The following is a 20,462-nucleotide window of genomic DNA, read 5'->3' as shown; positions in this document are numbered from 1 at the left end:
GGCCGGACTGAGGTGCCGGCAATACCGGCGCCACGTGCATCCTGGCATCTGTTTCTATCGCAGCATCGTGTCGCAGCGGGCCGGAACAGGCAGTGAAAAGGACGGCGGTCGCCGTACGGGCAGCAGCATCACGCTCACCTTGTGGCATGGGTGATCTTGCTGAGTTTGCTGCTAAAATGAAAACCTCTGTCGTATCGAAGGCATCATGACTAAAACAACGAAACCGAATACCGCCGCGCAGCTCGAAGAACGCCTTCTGACGGAAGATGAAATTCGGGCCATGGGTGACGACGACTACATGAATCCGGCCCAGCTGGCATTCTTCCGCAACCGGCTCCAGGAGCTGGAAAAGGAATTGTTGAAAAACGCCGGTGAAACCACCGAGCACCTGCGCGAAACCGTCCTGGTCCCAGACCCGGCCGACCGTGCCACCATCGAAGAAGAGCATGCGCTCGAACTGCGCACCCGCGATCGCGAACGCAAGCTGCTCAAGAAAGTCCAGCAGTCGCTGCAGTCTATCGACAGCGGCGAATACGGCTGGTGCGAGGAAACGGGCGAGCCGATCGGCATCCCGCGCCTGATCGCGCGTCCGACCGCGACCCTGTCGCTGGAAGCCCAGCAGCGCCGCGAACTCAAGCAAAAGCTCTACGGCGACTAATTCGCCTGAGCGCCTGCCACGAAAAGCATGCTCCGCAACGGGCATGCTTTTTTCTTGTGCGCGCCGGTTTGGCGCGTTTGCCCTTGTTTCGTTTCTCATGGGATACACTATCGGCTGACCAGCGCGTTGCATGAATGGCGTCGGGTGAACGCGTGCGCGCAGCACACGCCGAGCGCGGCCGTGCTACCGTCATGCACGTTCTGGAACTTGTTCATTTATCCACTGGCGATCCGATGGGGCTGTTCTCCTTCCTGAAGAAAAAGAGCGATGCACCTGGCGAAGCTGTCCTGGCTCCGGCCGACACGCACATGCGCGCCGGCGAACCTTCACGCCTGCACAGCGAGGCCGAGCGCGAACGCCAACGCGACATCGCGCGCGCCACGGCCGCCAAGATCGATGAAATCGAACTGGCGATGAGCGCCGACATCTTCGACGATGAGCCGGCCTGGGGCAGCCCAGTGCGTCACCGGCCAGCCGCCCCGCTTGCGGATCAGCCGCCGCAGCCAGGTGCCGACGAGCTGCCCGAGGCCGCCGCCTTGCCGGCAAGTGCGCCAGCGGTGGAGGAAAGCGCCATCTTGTACGCCAACGGCCAGGCCGCGGCCGCCGAAACCCTGTTGCGCGAGAGCCTGGCCGGCTTCGGCCAGGCCGAACGCCTGCCATGGTGGATGTTGTTCGACCTCTACCAGGCCAGCGGGCGCGAGTCCGATTTCGACAGCATCGCGATCGACTACGCCAGCCAGTTCGAAACCTCGCCGCCGACCTGGCAGCCGTTGCAGCCGATAGCCGATAGCTTGCCGCAGGCAGGCATCGCGGCCGCCGAATCGTTCGGCCCCATGCTCGACGCCGGCATTGCACCGCGCCTGGAACGCCTGCTCGCGGCGAACTCGCCGCTGGTACGGGTCGATGTCGGCGCAGTGCGCAGCGCCGACGCCGGCGGCTGCGCGCAATTGCTGGCAGCCTTGCAGGCGCTGCGCAAGCAGGGACGCGACCTGGTCCTGGCCGGCGCCGACACTTTGCTAACGACCCTGCGGCCGATGCTGGTCATCGGCGAGCGCGGCGCTGGCCAGGCGCCCTGGCTGCTGCTGCTCGAGCTGCTGCTCCTGACCGGCCGCGAGAAGGATTTCGAAGAAGCGGCAATGGATTACTGCGTCACCTTCGAGGTATCGCCACCCTCGTTCGAAAGCCCGCGTCACGTGAGCACCGCGGCGCCAGCGCCAGTGGGCGGCGACCGCTTCCTGTTGCCGCCGCTCGCCACCGGCAGTTGCGGGCCACTACTGGACGCGATCGATGCCTATGCCGATGGGCGCACGCTGCTGGTGCTGGACTGCTCGCGGCTGGCGCGCATCGACTACGCCTGCGCGAGCGCTCTGCTGGCACGGCTACGTGTGCATACCCTGCAGGGCCGGCGCGTCGAACTGCGCGAACTGAACCACCTGGCCGCTGCCCTGCTGCGGTTGCTGGGCGGGGGCGATGGCGGCGGCATCGGGCTGTATCCGCACCGGTATTAGCCGCGCCGGCCGCCAGCCGCCACAGCCCGGAAACGCGCAAGCTGGCGACTACCTGCTTCGAGTCGATGCCAACGCCGCGAGACTGCCGTTAATTAACGCTGAGCTTATCTTGCAATTTTATGCACCCACCCCATCTGCGGAGTGCTAGACAATCACGAGGCTAAAAATGGAACAATTTCACGGCACTACCATCGTCAGTGTACGGCGCGGCAGCCAGGTTGCGCTGGGCGGCGATGGCCAGGTCACGCTGGGCAGCATTGTCATGAAGGGCTCGGCGCGCAAGGTGCGGACGCTATACCAGGGCAAGGTATTGTGCGGCTTCGCCGGCGCCACCGCCGACGCTTTTACTTTGCTCGACCGCTTTGAAAGCAAGCTGGAAAAGCACCAGGGCAACCTGCTGCGTGCCTCGGTCGAGCTGGCCAAGGACTGGCGCACCGACCGCATGCTGCGCAAGCTCGAGGCGATGCTGCTCGTGGCCGACCGCGAATCGACCCTGATCATCACCGGCAATGGTGACGTGCTCGAACCCGAAGACGGCATCGGCGCGATCGGCTCAGGCGGCGTGTACGCCCAGTCGGCGGCGAAAGCGCTGTACGAGAACACCGATATGTCGCCAGCCGAGGTCGTCAAGAAGGCGCTCACCATCGCGGGCGAGCTGTGCATCTATACCAATCTGTCCCACATCATCGAGACCCTGGAATGAACCCGTCCCCCATCATGAACATGACGCCGCCCGAGATCGTCTCGGAACTGGACAAGCACGTGGTTGGCCAGGGCAAGGCCAAGCGCGCAGTCGCGATCGCGCTGCGTAACCGCTGGCGCCGCCAGCAGGTGGATGAACCGCTGCGCCACGAGATCACGCCGAAGAACATCCTGATGATCGGTCCGACCGGCGTCGGCAAGACCGAGATCGCGCGCCGCCTGGCCAAGCTGGCCGACGCGCCGTTCATCAAGATCGAGGCGACCAAGTTCACCGAAGTGGGTTATGTCGGCCGCGACGTCGACACCATCATCCGCGACCTGATCGACATCGGTATCAAGCAGACCCGCGCCAGCGAGCAAAAGAAAGTGCGCCAGCGCGCCGAAGATGCCGCCGAAGACCGCGTGATCGACATCCTGGTGCCGCCGGCGCGCGACTTCGGTTTCAATGCCAGCGCCGGCGGCGACCTCAAGGAAGGCGACACCACGCGCCAGACCTTCCGCAAGCGCCTGCGCGAAGGTGCGCTCGACGAGCGCGAGATCGAGATCGACGTCGCCGACGTGGCGCCGCAGATGGAAATCATGGCGCCGCCCGGCATGGAAGAAATGACTGAGCAGATCAAGTCGATGTTCGCCGGCGTCGGCAGTGCCCGCAAGAAGCCGCGCAAGCTGAAGATCAAGGACGCCATGAAGCTGCTGGTCGACGAGGAAGCCGCCAAGCTCGTCAACGAAGATGAGCTCAAGCAAAAGGCGATCAATAACGTCGAGCAGAACGGCATCGTGTTTCTCGATGAAATCGACAAGATCGCCACCCGCTCCGAACATGGCGGCGCCGACGTCTCGCGCGCCGGCGTGCAGCGCGACCTGCTGCCGCTGGTCGAGGGCACCACGGTCAATACCAAGTACGGCATGATCAAGACCGACCATATCCTGTTCATCGCCTCGGGCGCCTTCCACCTGGCCAAGCCGTCCGACCTGATCCCCGAGCTGCAGGGACGCTTCCCGATCCGGGTCGAGCTCGAATCGCTGTCGATCGAAGACTTCAAGAGCATCCTGACCTCGACCGATGCCAGCCTGACCAAGCAGTACGAAGCGTTGCTGGCCACCGAAGGCGTGACCGTCGATTTCACCGGCGAGGGCATCCACCGGCTGGCCGAGATCGCGTTCTCGGTCAACGAGCTCACCGAGAACATCGGCGCGCGCCGCCTGTACACGGTGATGGAAAAGCTGCTCGAAGAAATCTCGTTCAGCGCCGGCGCCGAAAAAGAGCAGGTCGTCACGATCGACGCGGCCTTTGTCAACGAACGGCTCGACAAGCTCGCGGAAAACGAGGACCTGTCGAGGTACGTGCTGTAATTGCACGAAAGGAGGGCCCGATGGCGAACAAGGCACTGGCGACGCGGCAGAAATTGCGGCTGCGGATCGAGCCGTCCCAGCAAGCCGGCAAGCCGCGCAACCCGATCGCGGCGCTGGCCAAGGCCAGGGCCGCGGGCGCGCACGCCAAGCCGCTGTCGAGCGAGCGCCAGCAGGCCAAGCGTGCACTCAAGCAGGCCAAGCTGGTGTCGGACGACGACTGAAGCGCCCTCGTCCTGGGTCGGGGCGCTGGGCACAGCGCACCGTTCAGGATTACAGTCGGCCGTCACCACCACCTCCAGGAATTGTCATGAGCTCACCCGACCTGATACTCGACGTGCTGCGCGCCGAACTGCGCGCCGCCAGCATCACCTACAAGGAGCTGGCGACCCGCATCGGTGTGAGCGAATCGAGCGTCAAGCGCATGTTCGGGCAAAAAGACATGGCGCTGTCGCGGCTGGCGCAGATCTGCCAGGTGACCGGTATCGCACTCGAAGACATACTGCGGCGCGCAGCCGATGCAAGGCCGCAGGCGGCTACCCTGACCCTGCCACAGGAAACCTCGCTGGTGGCCAATCCGCGCCTGCTCTTGATGGCGATCTGCTGCCTCGGCCACTGGAGCCTGGAGCAAGTGATTGAAACCTATCGCCTCACTGAACCTGAATGCATCACGCTGTTGGCCGAGCTGGACCGGCTCGGGCTGATCGAACTGAAACCGCTGAACCGTTACCGCCTGCGTGTGTCGAACGCCTTCCGCTGGCTACCGGACGGGCCGGTGCAGCGTCATTTCCGTAACCACGTGGTGGAAGACTATTTTGCCGGCGGGTTCGACGGACCCGGCGAAAGCCTGATGTGCCTGCCCGCGCGGCTGTCCCTGGCAAGTGCCCAGGAGCTGGGGCAGAAGATCGGACAACTGGCTGGAGAACTGGCGCGGCTGCACCGCAATGACCGGCGCCTGCCGGCGGACGAGCGCGACGGCTATACGCTGCTACTGGGATTCAGATCGTGGGAGTTGGCGGCGTTCACGGCCTTGCGCCGGGGGTAACTGGCAGGCTGAAAAACGCCGCATTGCTGCGGCGTCGGTTTTTACTGTACCTGGCCCGGCTGTCCCACCGGGCTGTTGACCGACCTGGTCGGTGGCGGCATCTGCACCTGCTCTGGCGGAGGCGGCGGTTGCGGGGCAGTGCCGTCGGCAACACCCGGATCCATTTGCGGCTCGGGCACCGCGGGGGTCTCGGGCGGTGGCGGGCCAGGTTCCCTGCCGACCGGGTCTCCAGCCACCATGCCTGGCGGCGCGGCGACCGCGCCCGGCGCGGTTTGCGGCTCGACGCCCGGCCCGAGTTCGGCACCCACCGGCTGGGGTGCCGACGGCTGCATGCCCATGCTATTTTGCGCCCCGTTGGGCTGGGCCAGGTCGACGCGCTTCATGACACCCCCTTCGGACAGCATCACGTAGTTGGCATGCACCTCAGCTACCGTGACGCCCGGCACGATCTCGCGCCCGATCCGGACCGCTTTCGGCGGCGAGCCCTCGGCCACCAGGATCACGGCGCTGTCCCGCCCGGCCGAGACCACGCCGGTCAGCTGGTAGTTGGAAATCATCACCGCCGACGGCTGGCCGCCGAACAAAGTTGCGGCCGCATCCATGCTCGGCTCGGCCTGCGCCACGATCGGGGGCGGCGCCAGCGGTCGCTGCGCGGGCTTGTACAGCTGCAAGAACCAGTAGGCGATCGAAACCGCCAGCAGGATCAGCGCCAGCAGGGTAAACAGGATGGGCAAACGCTTGTTCATCATTGAACCAGTTGATTAATTTCGATAATCGGCATCAGCACTGCCAGCACGATCAAGAGCACCACCAGGCCCATCGCCAGGATCAGCACTGGCTCGAGCAGGCCGGCAATGGTCAGGGTGCGGCGTTCGAGGTCGGCTTGTTGCGAATTGGCGGCGCGCTCCAGCATGGCCGGCAATTCGCCGGTAATTTCGCCAGCACGGATCATGTGCACCAGCATTGGCGGGAACAGTTTCTGTGCCGACAGCGCGCGCGCCAGGCTCACGCCTTCGCGCACGCTGGCCGTTGCCTGTTCGACCAGCTCGGCCATCGCCACGTTGGACAAGGTGTCGCGGCTGGTTTCCAGCGCGCGCAGGATCGGCACCCCGGAGCCGGTGGTGATCGCCAGCGTGCTGGCAAAGCGCGCGGTGTTCAGGCTGCGCTCGAACTTGCCGTAGACCGGTGCGGTGAGCAGCCAGGTATGCCAGCGCCGCTTCAGGTCGGGGTTGCGCAGCGCGCGCCGCCACATCCAGAATGCAGCGGCCAGCAAGATGCCCACATAAATACCGTAGTCGCGCACGAAATCCGACACTGCCAGCATCATCGTGGTCAGCAGCGGCAGCTTTTGCTTGGTGTTGGCAAACACCGACACGATCTGCGGCACCACGTAGGTGAGCAGGAAGATAACGATGGCAAAGGCGACCACGGTGACGATGGCCGGATAGGTAAACGCCAGGCGCACCTTTTGCACCAGCGCGTTGCGACGTTCGATGTAGTCTGCCAGGCGCGACAGCACGCGGGCGAGCTGGCCGATCTGCTCGCCAGACGACACCAGCGCGCGGTAGATCTCGGCGAAATCGCGCGGATGGCGCGAGAGCGCGCTCGAGAACGCCGCCCCGCCGATGACTTCGGAGCGGATCGAAGCGATCAGGTCGCGCACATACGGGCGCTCGGCCTGTTCCAGCAATGCGGTAAACGCCTGTTCCAGCGGTAGGCCGGCCTCGAGCAGGCTGGCCAGCTGGCGCGTGAACAGTGCCAGCTCGACCTGCGACAGGCGCTCGCCGAAGCCGCGCGAGCGGGCCACGCCGGCTTCATCGAGCTGGGCCGCGATCTGCTCGACATTGAGCGGCGTCAGGCCTTGCGTGCGCAGGTCGGCGCGCGCCGCGCGCGGATTGTCGGCATTGACCACGCCCTTGCGGGTGCTGCCCGCGGCGTCGACGGCTTCGTAGCGAAATGCTGGCATTAGTTGACTATCACCGGTTAATCCTTGGTCACGCGCACCAGCTCGGCGCGCGTCGTGGTGCCGTCCGCCAGCCAGCGCTCGCCGTCTTCGCGCATCATCTTCATGCCGGTCACTTGCGCCGCGCCGCGGATCTCGGCTTCAGAAGCGCGGTTGTGGATCTGGGCACGAATCAGTTCGGTGGTTTCGAGCAGCTCGTAGACCCCGACCCGGCCATGGTAGCCGGTGTGGCCGCAGCGTTCGCAACCGACCGCGTGCCAGCCGGAAGCGTCCTGGACCTTGCACTGCGAGCAGAGCTTGCGCACCAGGCGCTGCGCCATCACGCCCAGCAGCGAGGACGACAGCAGGAAGGGCTCGATGCCCATGTCCAGCAGGCGCGTCACGGCCGAGGCGGCGTCGTTGGTGTGCAGGGTCGCCAGCACCAGGTGGCCGGTGAGCGAGGCCTGTACCGCAATCTGCGCGGTTTCCAGGTCGCGGATCTCGCCGATCATGATCACATCCGGGTCCTGGCGCAAGATGGCGCGCAGGGCCTTGGCGAAGGTCATGTCGATGCGGGCATTGACCTGGGTTTGGCCGACGCCGGTAAGGTCGTACTCGATCGGGTCTTCCACCGTCATGATGTTGGTGGTCGAGGCGTTCAGGCGCGACAGCGCGGCGTACAGCGTGGTGGTCTTGCCGGAACCGGTCGGGCCGGTCACCAGCACGATGCCATGGGGCTGGTTGATCAGGCGGTCGAACTGCGGCAGCATGTCGGGCGCCATGCCCAGATGGCTCAGGTCGAGACGCCCGGCCTCTTTGTCGAGCAGGCGCAGCACGGCGCGTTCGCCGTGGCCGGTAGGCAGCGTCGAGACCCGCACGTCCACGGGCTTACCGCCCACGCGCAGGGTGATGCGGCCGTCTTGCGGCAGGCGTTTTTCGGCAATATCGAGCTGCGACATGATCTTGATGCGCGAAATCAAGGACGCGTGAATGGCTTTTTTCGGCCGCACAATGTCGCGCAGCGCGCCGTCGACCCGAAAGCGCACGACCGAGGTCTGCTCGAACGGTTCGATATGGATGTCCGAGGCGCCTTCGCGCAGCGACTGCGTCAGCAGCGCATTGATCATGCGGATCACGGGCGCGTCGTCGGACGACTCGAGCAAGTCTTCGATGGCGGGAACGTCTTGCAGCAGCTTGGTCAGATCGAGGTCGGCATCGAACTCGTCTACCACCTGCGAGGCATCGCCGCCGGCGCCGGCATAGGCCTTGGCGATGGCGGCGTCGAGTTCGTCGCGCTCCAGGCGGCGCAGGGTGATGCGGCCGAAACGGCGCGAGACTTCCGCGATCGCGGCAGGCGCCGTGGCGCCGGAGACCAGCACCTCGATCGCCGGGGCCCCTTCGTCACCGCTGCGCGCCAGCACGCCGTGGTCACGGGCGAAGGCGTAAGGCAACAAGTTGTTCATGGTGGCTTATTTCCGGTTCGAAGGCGTGAGCGGCCGGAACTCCGAGCCGGGACGTGCCTGCGGCTGTCCTTGCGGCACTGGCTGTCCGCTGGCTGCGCCCGGCGCGGCGCCTGCCGCCGGGGTGGTCTGCACCGGCGCGGTCGCCATCGCGCCGCCGGTCGGCGGCTGGCCGTTGGTCAGCGGTGGCAGCAGCGGCGCGCCCAGGTCGCGCATCAGGATCGATTCCTGCTGAGTCTGGCCGGCAGCGCCCACCCCGCGCATGTATTCGTAACGGTCCATTGCCAGCGAGGCCGAGGCCTCTTTGCTGCGCACCACCACCGGACGCAGGAACACCATCAGGTTGGTCTTGGTCCGGTTGCGGCTGCGGTACTTGAACAGGTTGCCCAGGATCGGGATATCGCCCAGGCCGCGTACTTTCTCCTCGCCATCACCCTCGGTGTCTTCGATCAGGCCACCGAGCACGACGATCTGGCCATCGTCGGCCAGCACATTGGTTTCGATCGCACGCACGTTGGTAGTCACGCCCGAGGACAAGGTGCGGGTCGACGTGTCGACGCTCGAATTCTCGTGGTAGATCGCCATCTTGATGGTACCCCCTTCCGAGATCTGCGGGCGCACTTTGAGCAGCAGGCCGACGTCCTTGCGGTCGATGGTCTGGAACGGGTTCGAGCTGCCGCTGGTGCCGGTGGTGAACGAACCGGTAATGATCGGCACGTTCTGGCCGACCTTGATGGTGGCCAGTTCGTTGTCGAGCGTGATCATGTTTGGCGTCGACAGGATGTTGGCGTTGCCGTCGTTCTCGAGGAAGCGGGCGACCGCTCCCAGGCCGAGGTCGCCGGCCACCTGGCGGAACAGGCCGATCGACAGGCCACCCGGCAGGCTCGGCACCGAGCCGCCGCTCAGGCCGGCACTAGCGGCGGCGGCCAGGTTGACGATATTGCTGTTGCCATTGGTGGCAAACGACTGCAGGCCGCCGACCCGGTACTTGCTGTCCGAATCGCCGCTGGCGCCAATCCATTGCACGCCGAATTCGGACGCCCGGTTGGAGGTGACCTCGACCACCAGCGCTTCGATATAGACCTGGGCACGGCGCACGTCGAGCATGTCGATGACGCCGCGCAGGTTACGGTAGATGGCGTCCGGCGCGGTGATGATCAGGCTGTTGGTCGAGACATCGGCCTGGATGAAGCCCGAGCCCTGGCCGCCGCCGGCGCCGCCGGCCCCGAGCTGGCCCTGCTGGCCGAACGAGTTGCCGGAGCCGCCCATGCCGACGCTGCCCTGCTGGCCCTGCTGGCCGCCGAGACCGCCCTGGCCGCCGCCGCCGGTGGTGCTGCCGGCCTGGATCGAGCCGCCCGAGGTGCCCTGCTGCGGCACCGGCACCGCCGAGGAATCCTGCGACACCACGGCGCGCAGGGTCTGGGCAACCCGGCTGGCCTCGGCGTTCTTCAGGTAGACAACGTGGATATTGCCCTGCGACGAAGTTTGCTGGTCGAGACGCGCGATCAGCGACTTGGCCAGGTTGGCGCGAGCCTGCGAGGGGGCGCGCACGACCACCGAATTGGTGCGCGGGTCTGCCAGCACGCTCACGCGCCCCGAGTCGCCGCCGGCGGCAGGCTCCATCAGGCGGCTGACCAGCGCGGCGATGTCGGTAGCGATGGCGTTGCGGATCGGGATGACGTCGAGGTCGGCCGCGACCGGGGCATCGAGCGCGCCGATGATCTTGGCCAGGCGGCGCAGGTTGTCGGCGTAATCGGTAATGACGAGCGTATTGTTGCCCGGGTTCGCCATGATCGAATTGTTGGGCGAAATCAGTGGCCGCAGCACGGCGGTCAGGTTGGCAGCCGACTCGTACGACAGGTAGAACACCTGGGTGGCGATCTGGTCGCCGGTAGCCTTGCTGGCGCGCACGCCGCCGATCTGGGTCGGCGACGACTGGGATTTGGCCTCGGCTTCCGGCACCACCTTGGCGTAGCCGTCGCCGCTGGTGACCACGGCATAGCCCTGCAGGCGCAGCGTCGAGGTCAGCAGGCCGAAGGCCTGGGTCTTGGACAGCGAGCGCTCGGAGACCAGCGTGATCGTGCCCTTGACGCGCGGGTCGATGATGAAGGTCATGCCGGTGTAGTGGCCGATCGCCTTGATCACCGACTCGATGTCGGCGTTGACAAAGCTCAGCGCCGCGGCGTTCGCACTGTCCTGGGCCGAGGCGGGCAGCGGCGCGATGGCGCCGGCGGTGGCGCAGCACAGCATGGCGCCGGCCGCAAGGCGGCGCAGCGCCGGGAAACGCCGGGCGCCGGTGGGGGTGGCAAGGGCGAACGTGGAGCGGATCATTGTTTTCATTATCTGAACTCGAGTGCGATTATGTTTTTGCCGTTCACCATGCGACGCTGGCCCAGCAGGTTGAGCATATTGCCCAGCGTCGCTTCGTATCCTTCCGCGGCCGAAGCCTGGCCGGAAAAGCGCAGGCGGCCATGTTGCAGCATACCGGAGCCCGACAGTAAAAGCGCACCGCGCACGGTACGCAAGTTCAGGTCGGCCGCGTTGCCGCGCCAGTCGAAGGCCATCTCGTAACTGCCCAGCGGCTTGACCGGCGACATGCGCGAGCCCATGTCCGACAGGGTCAGCACGGTACGGCCATGCACGGCGAGCGCACCCGGCTGGCGCTGCAGGTCGAGCGTGTTCCAGACCAGACGGATGCTGCCGGAGGGCGCCAGTGTATTGAGCGGCGCGCCGAGCCCGGCCAGGCCTTCGGCCGGCAGCAGCAGCTCACCGCTGCTCACCTGCCACTGCGACCAACTGCCTTCGATGGCAACCGGCCGCACCAGCGCCTGCGGGTTTTCCAGCGTCATGCTGACCTGGCCGAACAGCACCAGCGGCGACAGGCGCCAGGCGAAGCGTCCCGGCAGCAGCGGCGTCACCGCCCCGCCCTGGCCCGGCGCCCCGCCTATAAAGGCTGAGCCGTTCCAGAGCGTACCTTGCGCATCTCCCAGAGTCAAACGACCGCCGGTCTGCTTTTCGACGAGCGGGCCCAGCCACGAAGCGGGCAGGAAAGCGAGCACCGTTACCATGACTGCCAGCGCAATGGGCACCAGCCACAAGAAGAACCGCTTCATTGGGCTGCGCCATTGTTCTGGCGCAGTGTCAGCGTGGCATCGACCTGTCCTGCGGCGTCCAGCGCGGTAAAGGCGGCATCCTGCACCTGCACCCGGTTCTCGCGGCGCTGGGCATCTAGCCAGGTGGCGAGGTTGGCGAAGGACACGCCATTGAACTGGACCTTGGCGTATTCGCCAGTCATGGTGATCGAACCGGCCACCAGGCCACGTTGTCCCATGCTGGCGAGCAGCGCCTCACGCGTCATGGGAGGCGCGGCAGGCGCCGGGTTGGCGGCCACGGTGGAGGCCTCGGCGGCCAGCGTCTGCAACTGGGCGGCCTGCTGGCGCAGCACTGGCAGCGAGCGGCGCAGATTGTCGCGACCCTCCAGGGCCGGCGCCAGCAGCAACGCGTAGACCAGCGCGACCAGGACAATGACGGCGCCAACTGCCAGGAACTTGCGCTCTTGCTCGGTACGGGCCAGCCAGTAGGTCAAAGCGCGTTCGCGCACTGCGCCGACCCTGGCACTGAAACGTGCACCGATGTTTGCTGCTGGCGTCATTGCGTCGCTCCTGTGCTGAGTCCGGTACTGAGACCGGCACTGCGGATCACCCAGGTGGCGGGCGCGGTTTCTTCGAGGCTCATGTTGCGCGACCCGAGGGCGGCGCGCAGCTGGCTGACCAACCCCGGGTCAACCGTTTCTGGTTTGACGCGCACCGTCAGGGCACGTTCCCGGAACTCCATTGACGCAATTCCGGGTGGACGTCCCAGACCACGTACTGCTTCGCCGAAGACGCCGACGATCCAACCGAACTCGTCGGCACTGAGCTGGCCGCCGGCCAGCTTGGCACGCGCGATGTTCTGGCGCATCTGCGCCACCGGGTCGATTACCGGCTGGTTCGGGTAGGCGTTGCGGAAGGTCTGCGCCATTTCCTGGCGCACCGCATCGGCCTCGCGCTCCAGGCGTAGCCATTCGATGTTGATGCCGATGATATTGACCACCACCGCGGCCAGCACCAGGCGGATCGGCCAGCGCCAGCGGCTCCAGTCGCGCTGGGCAACGCCAGAGGTGCCCAGGCCCGGCACCAGGTCCAGGGTGCTGGTCTTTGATCCGGCAATCCAGTGTTGCCACGCGTCGCTTTCGAGCGTCACGCCGGGTCCGGCCTCGACCAGCAGCGCCTGGTATTCGCCCAGCTGCTCGTGCGGCACGTACAGCACCATCGGCGCATCGCCCGACAGCGCGCGCGCCGTCTGCAGCGCCGCCGCGGGGTTGCCGTCGAGCTCCAGGCCGATGCCTTCGTACTGGCCCTGGCGCAGCAGCAGTTCGCCGTGGCCGATGGCGGCGCTGACGCTGCCCGGCAGCAGTGGCAGGCATAACTGCGAAGGCATGGCGGCGACTGCGCGCGCACCCATCCCGAGCAAGGCCTTCACCATGGCCTCGAGCCAGTTGCGGTGCACCACGCCCACCACTCGGCGGCCGTCGGGTAGCATCGGACCGGCGACCAGCACGCAATCGAGCGGATCGCCCAGGATCTGTTCTTCGACCAGCGCCGGCAGGGCCGTGCGCAGGCGCGCCTGGCTCAAAGGCGGGGCCTTGACCGCCAGCAGCGTGACGTCGGCGCCGGCCAGCAGCAGCACCACGCGGCGGCAGGCGGCGACCACATCGGCCAGGTTGCGCAAGGCGCCTTCTCCCTGCTGCTCGATGGCGCCGGTATCGGACACCAGCGCGAACCGGCACAACGCGCCCTCGCCCTCGGCCCGGGCCGGGTGCCGGATATAAAGAGTAGTCAAACTGTCTCGCTTTCTTCTAGTTTTGGCGGGTCCAGACCACATCGGTGCCGCCACCGCCGATCACGCCGTCTTTGCGCTGGATCAGCGACTCGGCGTTCAAGGCGGCGCGGTCGAGCCGGATTCGACTCTGCACCAGGAACCAGTTACTTTTTACGCTGAATTCATCGGTCAGCGTGCTTGCGTTCGGCACCTGGCTCTTGAACATTTCAGGGTCGCGCCAGGCGGCCGTCTTGCGGCGCGCCACCAGGCTGTTGGCCTCGGACAGCGACAGGTTCGGCACCAGCGCCGACAACAGTTCTGGCGGCGCGGTGTTCACATTCAGTGGCGTCGGCGATGCCGGCAGCACGATCAGGAAGGGCCGCAGCTTGGCCATGATCTCCGGCGTAACGCCCTCTACCGCCAGCAGGTCGTCTGCCATCAGCAATGGCATCGGCACGCCGGCCGTGGGCGGCACCGGCTGCATGATGACGCCGCCTTGCCCGCCTTGCCCGTTTTGCCCGTTTTGCCCAGCTTGCCCGTTTTGCTCCCCTTGCCCAGCCTGTTCACCTTGCCCAGCCTGGCCCCCTGGCGCGCCCTGGCCATCGGACACCATCGGCAACTGCTGCCCTTGCGCGACGAAATTGGCCACCCGCTCGGCCAGGCGCGCATCGAGGCGCAGGTTCTCCAGCAGCCGGCCGAAGATCCTTACCTGTGCCGGGTTCTTGATGCGGTCTTTTGCCAAATTGCCGAGATTGTAACGCGAGGTGGCGTCCACGATATTACCCGACAGCGAGGCATCGAAGGTTTCCCCTTCGATCCGTTCGCGCTCGATGTACTGGTCAAGCCGGGTCTCGGCCAGCGGCGTGGCCCAGACCTGGTCGAGCGACGTGTATTGCGAGGTATAGGCATCCTGGCGCAGCACCAGGCTGGCCCAGTCGAGCGCGCCGCGCAGGATCCACTGCGTCTGTAGTTGCAGGCGCTGGTTTTCCATCGAGCGCACCTGCACTTGCTGCTGCCAGAACAGGCTGGCCACGATCGAGATTGCCAGCGTGGTGAGCAGCAAGGCGGTCACCACCGCGACGCCGCGCTGGCGCAGGGAAGGTGGCGGCACCGGACGCTGGGCGCGGGCCATCAGCTTCCTCCGAGCAGGAAGGACTTGACCATGGGTCCGTTGACACCCAGCGAAGTGAGGCCGACCTGGATGCCGGTCGGCTCCTGGTCTGGCGCGCCTTCGACCGGGGCCGGCGCTTGCTGTTGCCACGCATTGTTTTGCCAGGACTGGACCTGCATCGCGGCCACCCCGGTTTGCAGGATGACTGGCGGGGCCGATTCGGACGGCGCGTCGCTGGCCGCTGCCTGCCACAGCGCCTCGAGCTGGGCCAGGTCGCGCGTCTCGCGCGATTCACGCCGCACCAGGGCCCCGTTCACCACGCGGTAGGACACGACCGCCAGCTGCGAAGGTTCGTTTTCGTTGTACACCTTGCGCACCAGCGTCAGGCGGTTGTCGTCCCATTGCAGGTTGAGACGACGGCCGATAAGTTCGCGCTCGGCCAGGTGCTCGCAGTCGCTCTGCATCTGGGCGAACGCGAGCTGCATGCCGCGCGTGACTTCCATGTTTTCGGTGAGCGCAATGCGGGCACGCACGATGCCGTCGAGCCCGCGCCAGCCGAGCACGGCCAGAATGGCGAGGATGCTGATCGCCACCAGTAGCTCAACCAGCGTAAAGCCGCCGCGCCGCGGCATGGGCAAGTGCTTCGGTGAACGATCGGCTTGGCTCATGAACGCGACGGCCTCAGGACGAGTTGTATCAGTTTGACGATCCGGCGTTCGGGGCGTTCGGCGTCGAATACCGATACTTCGATCCGGCGCAATTGCGGGTTGGGGCTGGTGATGACTTCTTCTTCGCAAACGAGCTGGAGGTCACCCTGGGCGCACGGAAAATTGCGCTTGCCCACTTGCGGGAATTCCCGGCCCAGGCGAATCTGCACCAGCCGGTTTTCGGCCGACCAGGTCGCCATCATGGAGGCGCGCAGGCCGGCGCTGTTCGAGGTCAGGCTGCCAACCGCGCGCAGGCCGGCGCCCAGCGCAGTGCCGACGATCACCAGCGCCACCAGCACTTCGAGCAGGGTGAAGCCGGATGCGGCGCAATGGCGAGGTGCATGCATGCTCATCGGACTACTCATTCGACCGTAAAGTGCCCGACGCCGTCGGCGCGGATCGCGACCGCGTCGGGACCGTTGGCAAGCGTCAGCACGAAGGGCTTGTCGACCGGCTCGCGGCCGAAGACGATGCGCAGCGATTCGGGATTGGCACTGTTGTTGGGTTCGAGCACCAGGCGCAGCGGGCCGCTCTTGAACGTGCGTTCGCGCAGCAGGTCGTCGCGCGTGACCGGCTCCCAGCCGGTATCGTTGCGCACGGTGAAGCGGTAGCGTTCGGGATTGGCCTCGAACGCCACCTGGCGGTTGCGCACAATGGCCTCGTCACGCGCCAGTTGCAGCAGCAAGGCGATGCGCTGGGCTTCCTGTTGCAGGTTCTGGCGCGGCGACGGAATCGCGTTGAGCGACGCCAGCCCCAGCGTGATGCCGATAATGACCATCACGACCAGCAGCTCTACCAGGGTAAAGCCGCCGGTCCTGAGCAGGGCGCCACGAGCCCGCATGGAAAACCTTACTCCCAGGAGCCGACGTCGGCGTCCTCGCCGGTTCCGCCGGGCTGGCCGTCGGCGCCCAGCGACAAGATGTCCACTTCGCCATGAATGCCTGGCGACAGGTATTGGTAGCTGTTACCCCATGGGTCTTTTGGCAGCTTCTCGAGATAGCCGCCCGACTTCCAGCCATTGGCGGCCGGGCCCGAGGTAGGCTTGGTCACCAGCGAGTTCAGGCCCTGCTCGGTGGTCGGGTAGCGCTGGTTGTCGAGCTTGTAGAGCTTGAGTGCCTGCATCATGGTGGCGATATCGACCTTGGCGGCGGTCACGCGCGACTCGCCGGTGCGGCCCAGCAGCTTTGGCACGACCAGTGCGCCAAGGATGCCAATGATGACCACCACGACCATGATCTCGACCAGGGTGAAGCCGCGTGCGCGGCCTTGCTTACGTTGCGAATCAATGTGCATAGATACTCTTTGCAGGAACGTTAAGTGCGAACTATGTTGGGCGCCACTGCCACCGGAGCGGCTGGCAAGGGTTAGCAATTGTATGCCAGCTTGCCGTGCGCCGCCTTTGTTAATTGTGTGGCGCTATCCGGTCCTCGCAGACCGGACAGGATGGATTGCGGGCGACGCCGATCGCGGTCCAATCCATGGCCCGCCCATCGAGCAGCAGCAGGCGCCCCGCCAGCGGCTGGCCGATGCCCGCGACCAGCTTGAGCGCCTCGGCTGCCTGCATCGCACCGACCACCCCGGCCAGCGGCGCGAACACGCCCATGCTGCTGCAGGCGGCATCCTGGTAGTGGCTGTCTTCAGGGAACAGGCAGGCGTAGCACGGGGCGTCGGCCCTGGTGGTGTCGAACACCGAGAGCTGGCCGTCGAAGCCGATCACGGCGCCCGACACCAGCGGCTTGGCTTCCAGCACACAGGCGCGATTGACCGCGTGGCGGGTGGCGAAGTTGTCGCTGCAATCGAGCACGACAGTGGCGCCACGCACCAGTTCGCGCAGGCGCTCACCGCTCACCCGTTCGCGCAGGGCGACCACCTCGATGCCAGGATTGATGGCCAGTAGCGCTTCGCGGCCGGACTCGGCTTTGGGCTGGCCGATGCGGGCGGTCGTGTGCATCACCTGGCGCTGCAGGTTGGTCAGGTCGACCTCGTCGTCGTCGACCAGGGTGATACGACCGATGCCGCTCGCGGCCAGGTAGAGCGCGGCCGGCGAACCGAGGCCGCCGGCGCCAATGACCAGCGCATGCGCATCGAGCAGGCACTGCTGGCCGTCGATGCCGATGTCGTCGAGCAGGATGTGGCGCGAGTAGCGCAGCAGTTGGGTGTCGTTCATTGCTTCAAGAGCCAGCAGCGCACTGCCGATGCTTATTTTTTCGGCGGCGCCTTCAGTTCCGGCGGCTTGGTCTCCATCCCCGGCAGCACCTTCGGGGCCGCCGGCTTGGCGGCATCGGCATCGACCTTGGCCAGCACGACCTTCTGCCCTTTGAAATGATTCAGCGCCTGGGCCAGCTGGAAGTCGTCCTTGCTGCCGTAGTCGAGCGGCTTGCGGTCTTTCAGTTGCGCGAGCGCGCGCTGCTGCGCTTCGAGTGCCACGCGGGCATCCTTGGCCGACGGCGTCCGGGCTTTTTCATCGGCAGCTTCGGCTTCGCTCGCCAGGTGCCTTTGCAGGTCTGCTTCGCGCACGCGCAGCACGGCCAGCGCGTCGCCTTCCAGGGTCTCGTCCACGCGCAGGTCGGGCGCGATGCCGGTGGCCTGGATCGGACGGCCTTGCGGCGTGTAGTAGCGCGCCGTGGTCAGCTTTACCGCGGTATCGGCCGAGAGCTGGCGCAGGGTCTGCACCGAGCCCTTGCCGAAGGTCTGGCTGCCCATGACGATGGCGCGCTTGTAGTCTTGCAGCGCGCCGGCGACGATTTCCGAGGCCGAGGCCGAGCCACCATTGACCAGCACCACCATCGGCACCGTTTTCAAGCCTGCCGGCAGTCCGGCCAGCGGATCGGCGCCGCGCGGCGCGTAGTGCTCGCGGCGGCCGTAGAACTGCTGGTTAGAATCAGGCAACTGACCCTTGGTCGAGACGATCAATTGATCTGGGTTGGGCAGGAAGGCGGCCGACACCCCAATCGCACCCGGCAGCAGCCCGCCCGGATCGTTGCGCAGGTCGAGTACCAAACCCTTGATGTCCGGGTTCTCGGCATACAGCGCCTTGGCCTTTTTCGCCAGTTCGTCGACGGTGTTTTCTTGGAACTGGCTCACGCGCAGCCAGGCATAGCCCGGCTCGACCATCTTGGCCTTGACGCTCTGGACCACGATTTGCTCGCGCGCCAGCGGCAGCACCCAGGGGCGGTCTTCACCGCGGCGGGCAATCGTCAGCGTGACCTTGGTACCGGGCTTGCCGCGCATGCGCTTGATCGCATCGTCGATCGACATATTGCGCACCGGCACATTATCGATGCGGGTGATCAGGTCGCCCGACTTGATGCCGGCCTTGTGCGCCGGCGTATCCTCGATCGGGGCAATCACCTTGACATAGCCGTCTTCGCTGGCGACCTCGATGCCCACGCCGACGAACTTGCCCTGCACCGCTTCCTGCATCTCGCGGAAGGCTTTGCGGTCGAGATAGGTGGAGTGCGGGTCGAGCGAACCGACCATGCCGCCGATGGCTTCGGACAAGAGCTTCTTGTCTTCGACCGGTTCGACATAATCGGTCTTGATCAGGCCGTACACATCGGCCAGCTGGCGCAGCTCGTCCAGCGGCAACGGCGACTGGACGTCTTTCTGCGCATGGGCCGAGAACTGGAACGACGCGGCCACGCCAGCCACCATCCCCAGGCCGATCAGGCTGAAATTCTTTGCTTTGCTGCTCATAAATGTGCCCTTAGAATTTGATCCAGCTTGCCGGATCGAAGGCCTTGCCGCGATGCCTGAGTTCAAAGTATAGCCCCGATTCCGCGTTGCCGCCGGTGTTGCCGGCACTCGCAACGGCCTCGCCAGCGCGCACCATGTCGCCCGGGCGTTTCAGCAGCGCCGAGTTGTTTCCGTAGATCGACAGGTACTCGCCGCCGTGGTCGATGATGATCAGGTTGCCGAAGCCGCGCATCCAGTCGGCGTGCACCACGCGCCCCGATCCGACCGCGCGGATCTCGGTTCCTTCGGGTGCCTTGATGAACATGCCTTTCCAGGTCGGCCCTTCGCCACGGCGGGCGCCGAACCTGGCAGCAATGCTGCCGCTAACCGGCGCGCTCAGGCGTCCGCGCAGGCTGGCAAAGGCGCCGCTTGGCGCTGCCGGGGCCAGCGTGATCTCGGCCGCCGGTTTCTCGACCGGCTTGGCTTGCTCGGCCACTTGCGGTGGCTCGGGCTCAGGCTCGGGTGCTGGCTTGGTGCCCGGTTTGGCGTTTTGGCGCGCAATACGTTCGCGTTCGGCCCGCTCGGCCGCGAGCTTGGCGCGTGCCAGCGCGCGGGCTTTTTCCTCGGCTTGTGCCTTGGCCCTGGCAGCAGCCAGCGCCACCTGGCGGCGCTGCTCGGCCTCGGCCTGCTCTCGCAGCAGACGCGTCAAACGGTCGACCAGGCCGCTCATGCGCTGTTCGTCGCGCTGCAGGCGGTCGGCCTGCTTGCGCTGGTCGGACAGCTTGGTCGATAAATTCTGCAGCAGCGCAGTGCGCCGCCCTTTTTCCTTTTCCAACAGCGCTTTCTGGTCGCGCTGCTCATCGGCGATTTCTTGCAGCTCTTGTTGGGCGTTCTCGACCTTGTCGCGGTTGGCTTCGACCTGGGCCAGATTGGTGCGCAGCGAAGCGAGCAGCCTGGCCTGGGCTTGCGAGACATAGGCCATCAGCTGCAGGTCGCGGTTGATGCGGTTCGGATTGTCGCCGGACAGCAGCAGCTTGATCCGGTCTTCGTTACCGGCCACGTAGTGCTCGCGCAAGAGACTGGACAATTGTTTCTTTTGATTAACAATTGTTTGTCCGAGCTGCGCCTGTTCCTGCGCCAGGGCGTTGACGCGGGTGCTGGTAAGGTCTTGCTCTTCGGCCAGATCGCGCAGCGCGCGGTTGGCGTCGGAAATGGCGGCCTCGGACTCGGCCAGCTCGTCGGCCGCGTCTTCTTTCTCGCTTTCGGTGCGGGCGATCTCGCGCTTGATCGCCTTGAGCTGCTGCTGGATCCCGGCGCGCTGCTTTTCCGCCGTCACCTTCTGGCGGCTGCGGTCGGTCTGGCGTTGGGCGTAGGCAGGGCTGGACAGCGCGATGGCCATGGATGTGCACAAGGCGGCGCACAACAGTGCGCCGGCGGCCGACTT

The 20,462-nt window shown here is 65.9% G+C and carries 21 protein-coding genes; 6 read left to right on the top strand and 15 right to left on the bottom strand.

Annotation, left to right across the window (positions count from 1 at the left end):
* The first annotated feature begins 205 nt into the window (after window positions 1–205).
* The 6 genes from dksA to NRS07_RS02170 all read left to right on the top strand — a co-directional run bounded on the left by dksA (window position 206) and on the right by NRS07_RS02170 (window position 5,263).
* Window positions 206–658, top strand: coding sequence for an RNA polymerase-binding protein DksA (gene dksA / locus NRS07_RS02195; protein WP_259210780.1), 453 nt, complete (start codon window positions 206–208; stop codon window positions 656–658).
* Window positions 659–810: 152 nt separating this feature from the next.
* The gene (locus NRS07_RS02190) at window positions 811–2,166 is read left to right on the top strand and encodes a hypothetical protein (protein WP_259210779.1); all 1,356 of its coding nucleotides are present in this window, start codon (window positions 811–813) and stop codon (window positions 2,164–2,166) included.
* A 166-nt stretch (window positions 2,167–2,332) separates the two neighbouring features.
* Entirely contained in the window at window positions 2,333–2,869 is a 537-nt protein-coding gene (hslV, locus tag NRS07_RS02185) for an ATP-dependent protease subunit HslV (protein ID WP_259210777.1), read from the top strand.
* Between the two features lie 14 nt (window positions 2,870–2,883).
* On the top strand, window positions 2,884–4,221 hold the full coding sequence (gene hslU, locus NRS07_RS02180; protein ID WP_259213446.1) for an ATP-dependent protease ATPase subunit HslU: 1,338 nt from the start codon (window positions 2,884–2,886) through the stop codon (window positions 4,219–4,221).
* Window positions 4,222–4,241: 20 nt separating this feature from the next.
* The gene (locus NRS07_RS02175) at window positions 4,242–4,442 is read left to right on the top strand and encodes a hypothetical protein (RefSeq protein WP_259210776.1); all 201 of its coding nucleotides are present in this window, start codon (window positions 4,242–4,244) and stop codon (window positions 4,440–4,442) included.
* An 86-nt stretch (window positions 4,443–4,528) separates the two neighbouring features.
* Complete coding sequence (locus NRS07_RS02170) at window positions 4,529–5,263, top strand: helix-turn-helix transcriptional regulator (protein WP_259210775.1); 735 nt, start codon at window positions 4,529–4,531, stop codon at window positions 5,261–5,263.
* A 41-nt stretch (window positions 5,264–5,304) separates the two neighbouring features.
* Here the strand turns inward: NRS07_RS02170 and NRS07_RS02165 are convergent, their stop codons facing one another.
* The 15 genes from NRS07_RS02165 to NRS07_RS02095 all read right to left on the bottom strand — a co-directional run bounded on the left by NRS07_RS02165 (window position 5,305) and on the right by NRS07_RS02095 (window position 20,417).
* Window positions 5,305–6,012, bottom strand: a complete 708-nt coding sequence (locus NRS07_RS02165) for a type II secretion system protein N (protein WP_259210774.1) — start codon at window positions 6,010–6,012, stop codon at window positions 5,305–5,307.
* A complete protein-coding gene (gspF, locus tag NRS07_RS02160) occupies window positions 6,009–7,229 on the bottom strand; it encodes a type II secretion system inner membrane protein GspF (RefSeq protein ID WP_259210773.1) in 1,221 nt (406 codons plus the stop codon). The genes NRS07_RS02165 and gspF overlap by 4 nt, the downstream gene beginning before the upstream one ends.
* Before the next feature lie 17 nt (window positions 7,230–7,246).
* The gene (gene gspE, locus NRS07_RS02155; protein ID WP_259210772.1) at window positions 7,247–8,668 is read right to left on the bottom strand and encodes a type II secretion system ATPase GspE; all 1,422 of its coding nucleotides are present in this window, start codon (window positions 8,666–8,668) and stop codon (window positions 7,247–7,249) included.
* 6 nt (window positions 8,669–8,674) lie between these two features.
* Window positions 8,675–11,005 (bottom strand): type II secretion system secretin GspD, encoded by a 2,331-nt coding sequence (gspD, locus tag NRS07_RS02150; RefSeq protein WP_259210771.1) that lies wholly within the window; start codon window positions 11,003–11,005, stop codon window positions 8,675–8,677.
* Entirely contained in the window at window positions 11,005–11,778 is a 774-nt protein-coding gene (gene gspN, locus NRS07_RS02145; protein ID WP_259210770.1) for a type II secretion system protein N, read from the bottom strand. The genes gspD and gspN overlap by 1 nt, the downstream gene beginning before the upstream one ends.
* Window positions 11,775–12,317: a type II secretion system protein M gene (locus NRS07_RS02140; RefSeq protein WP_259210769.1), complete on the bottom strand. Its 543-nt coding sequence runs from the start codon at window positions 12,315–12,317 to the stop codon at window positions 11,775–11,777. Before NRS07_RS02140 ends, gspN begins: the two co-directional genes overlap by 4 nt.
* On the bottom strand, window positions 12,314–13,546 hold the full coding sequence (gene gspL / locus NRS07_RS02135; protein ID WP_259210768.1) for a type II secretion system protein GspL: 1,233 nt from the start codon (window positions 13,544–13,546) through the stop codon (window positions 12,314–12,316). The genes NRS07_RS02140 and gspL overlap by 4 nt, the downstream gene beginning before the upstream one ends.
* Before the next feature lie 16 nt (window positions 13,547–13,562).
* Window positions 13,563–14,657, bottom strand: coding sequence for a type II secretion system minor pseudopilin GspK (gene gspK / locus NRS07_RS02130; protein WP_259210767.1), 1,095 nt, complete (start codon window positions 14,655–14,657; stop codon window positions 13,563–13,565).
* On the bottom strand, window positions 14,657–15,304 hold the full coding sequence (locus tag NRS07_RS02125; protein WP_259210766.1) for a type II secretion system protein J: 648 nt from the start codon (window positions 15,302–15,304) through the stop codon (window positions 14,657–14,659). The genes gspK and NRS07_RS02125 overlap by 1 nt, the downstream gene beginning before the upstream one ends.
* A complete protein-coding gene (gene gspI, locus NRS07_RS02120; protein ID WP_373889880.1) occupies window positions 15,301–15,690 on the bottom strand; it encodes a type II secretion system minor pseudopilin GspI in 390 nt (129 codons plus the stop codon). The genes NRS07_RS02125 and gspI overlap by 4 nt, the downstream gene beginning before the upstream one ends.
* Before the next feature lie 14 nt (window positions 15,691–15,704).
* Window positions 15,705–16,184: a GspH/FimT family pseudopilin gene (locus tag NRS07_RS02115; RefSeq protein WP_259210762.1), complete on the bottom strand. Its 480-nt coding sequence runs from the start codon at window positions 16,182–16,184 to the stop codon at window positions 15,705–15,707.
* A gap of 8 nt (window positions 16,185–16,192) precedes the next feature.
* Window positions 16,193–16,636, bottom strand: a complete 444-nt coding sequence (gene gspG, locus NRS07_RS02110; RefSeq protein WP_259210760.1) for a type II secretion system major pseudopilin GspG — start codon at window positions 16,634–16,636, stop codon at window positions 16,193–16,195.
* 109 nt (window positions 16,637–16,745) lie between these two features.
* Window positions 16,746–17,510, bottom strand: coding sequence for a HesA/MoeB/ThiF family protein (locus tag NRS07_RS02105; RefSeq protein ID WP_259210758.1), 765 nt, complete (start codon window positions 17,508–17,510; stop codon window positions 16,746–16,748).
* A 32-nt stretch (window positions 17,511–17,542) separates the two neighbouring features.
* Window positions 17,543–19,039, bottom strand: coding sequence for a S41 family peptidase (locus tag NRS07_RS02100; protein ID WP_259210757.1), 1,497 nt, complete (start codon window positions 19,037–19,039; stop codon window positions 17,543–17,545).
* Window positions 19,040–19,049: 10 nt separating this feature from the next.
* Window positions 19,050–20,417 carry a murein hydrolase activator EnvC gene (locus NRS07_RS02095; RefSeq protein WP_373889879.1) on the bottom strand — a complete coding sequence of 456 codons (1,368 nt, stop codon included), beginning with the start codon at window positions 20,415–20,417 and terminating at the stop codon, window positions 19,050–19,052.
* Window positions 20,418–20,462: the final 45 nt, after the last annotated feature.

Source organism: Massilia sp. H6 (genome assembly GCF_024802625.1).
GTDB lineage: Bacteria > Pseudomonadota > Gammaproteobacteria > Burkholderiales > Burkholderiaceae_D > Telluria.
This window is presented reverse-complemented; position numbering and strand designations above follow the sequence as displayed.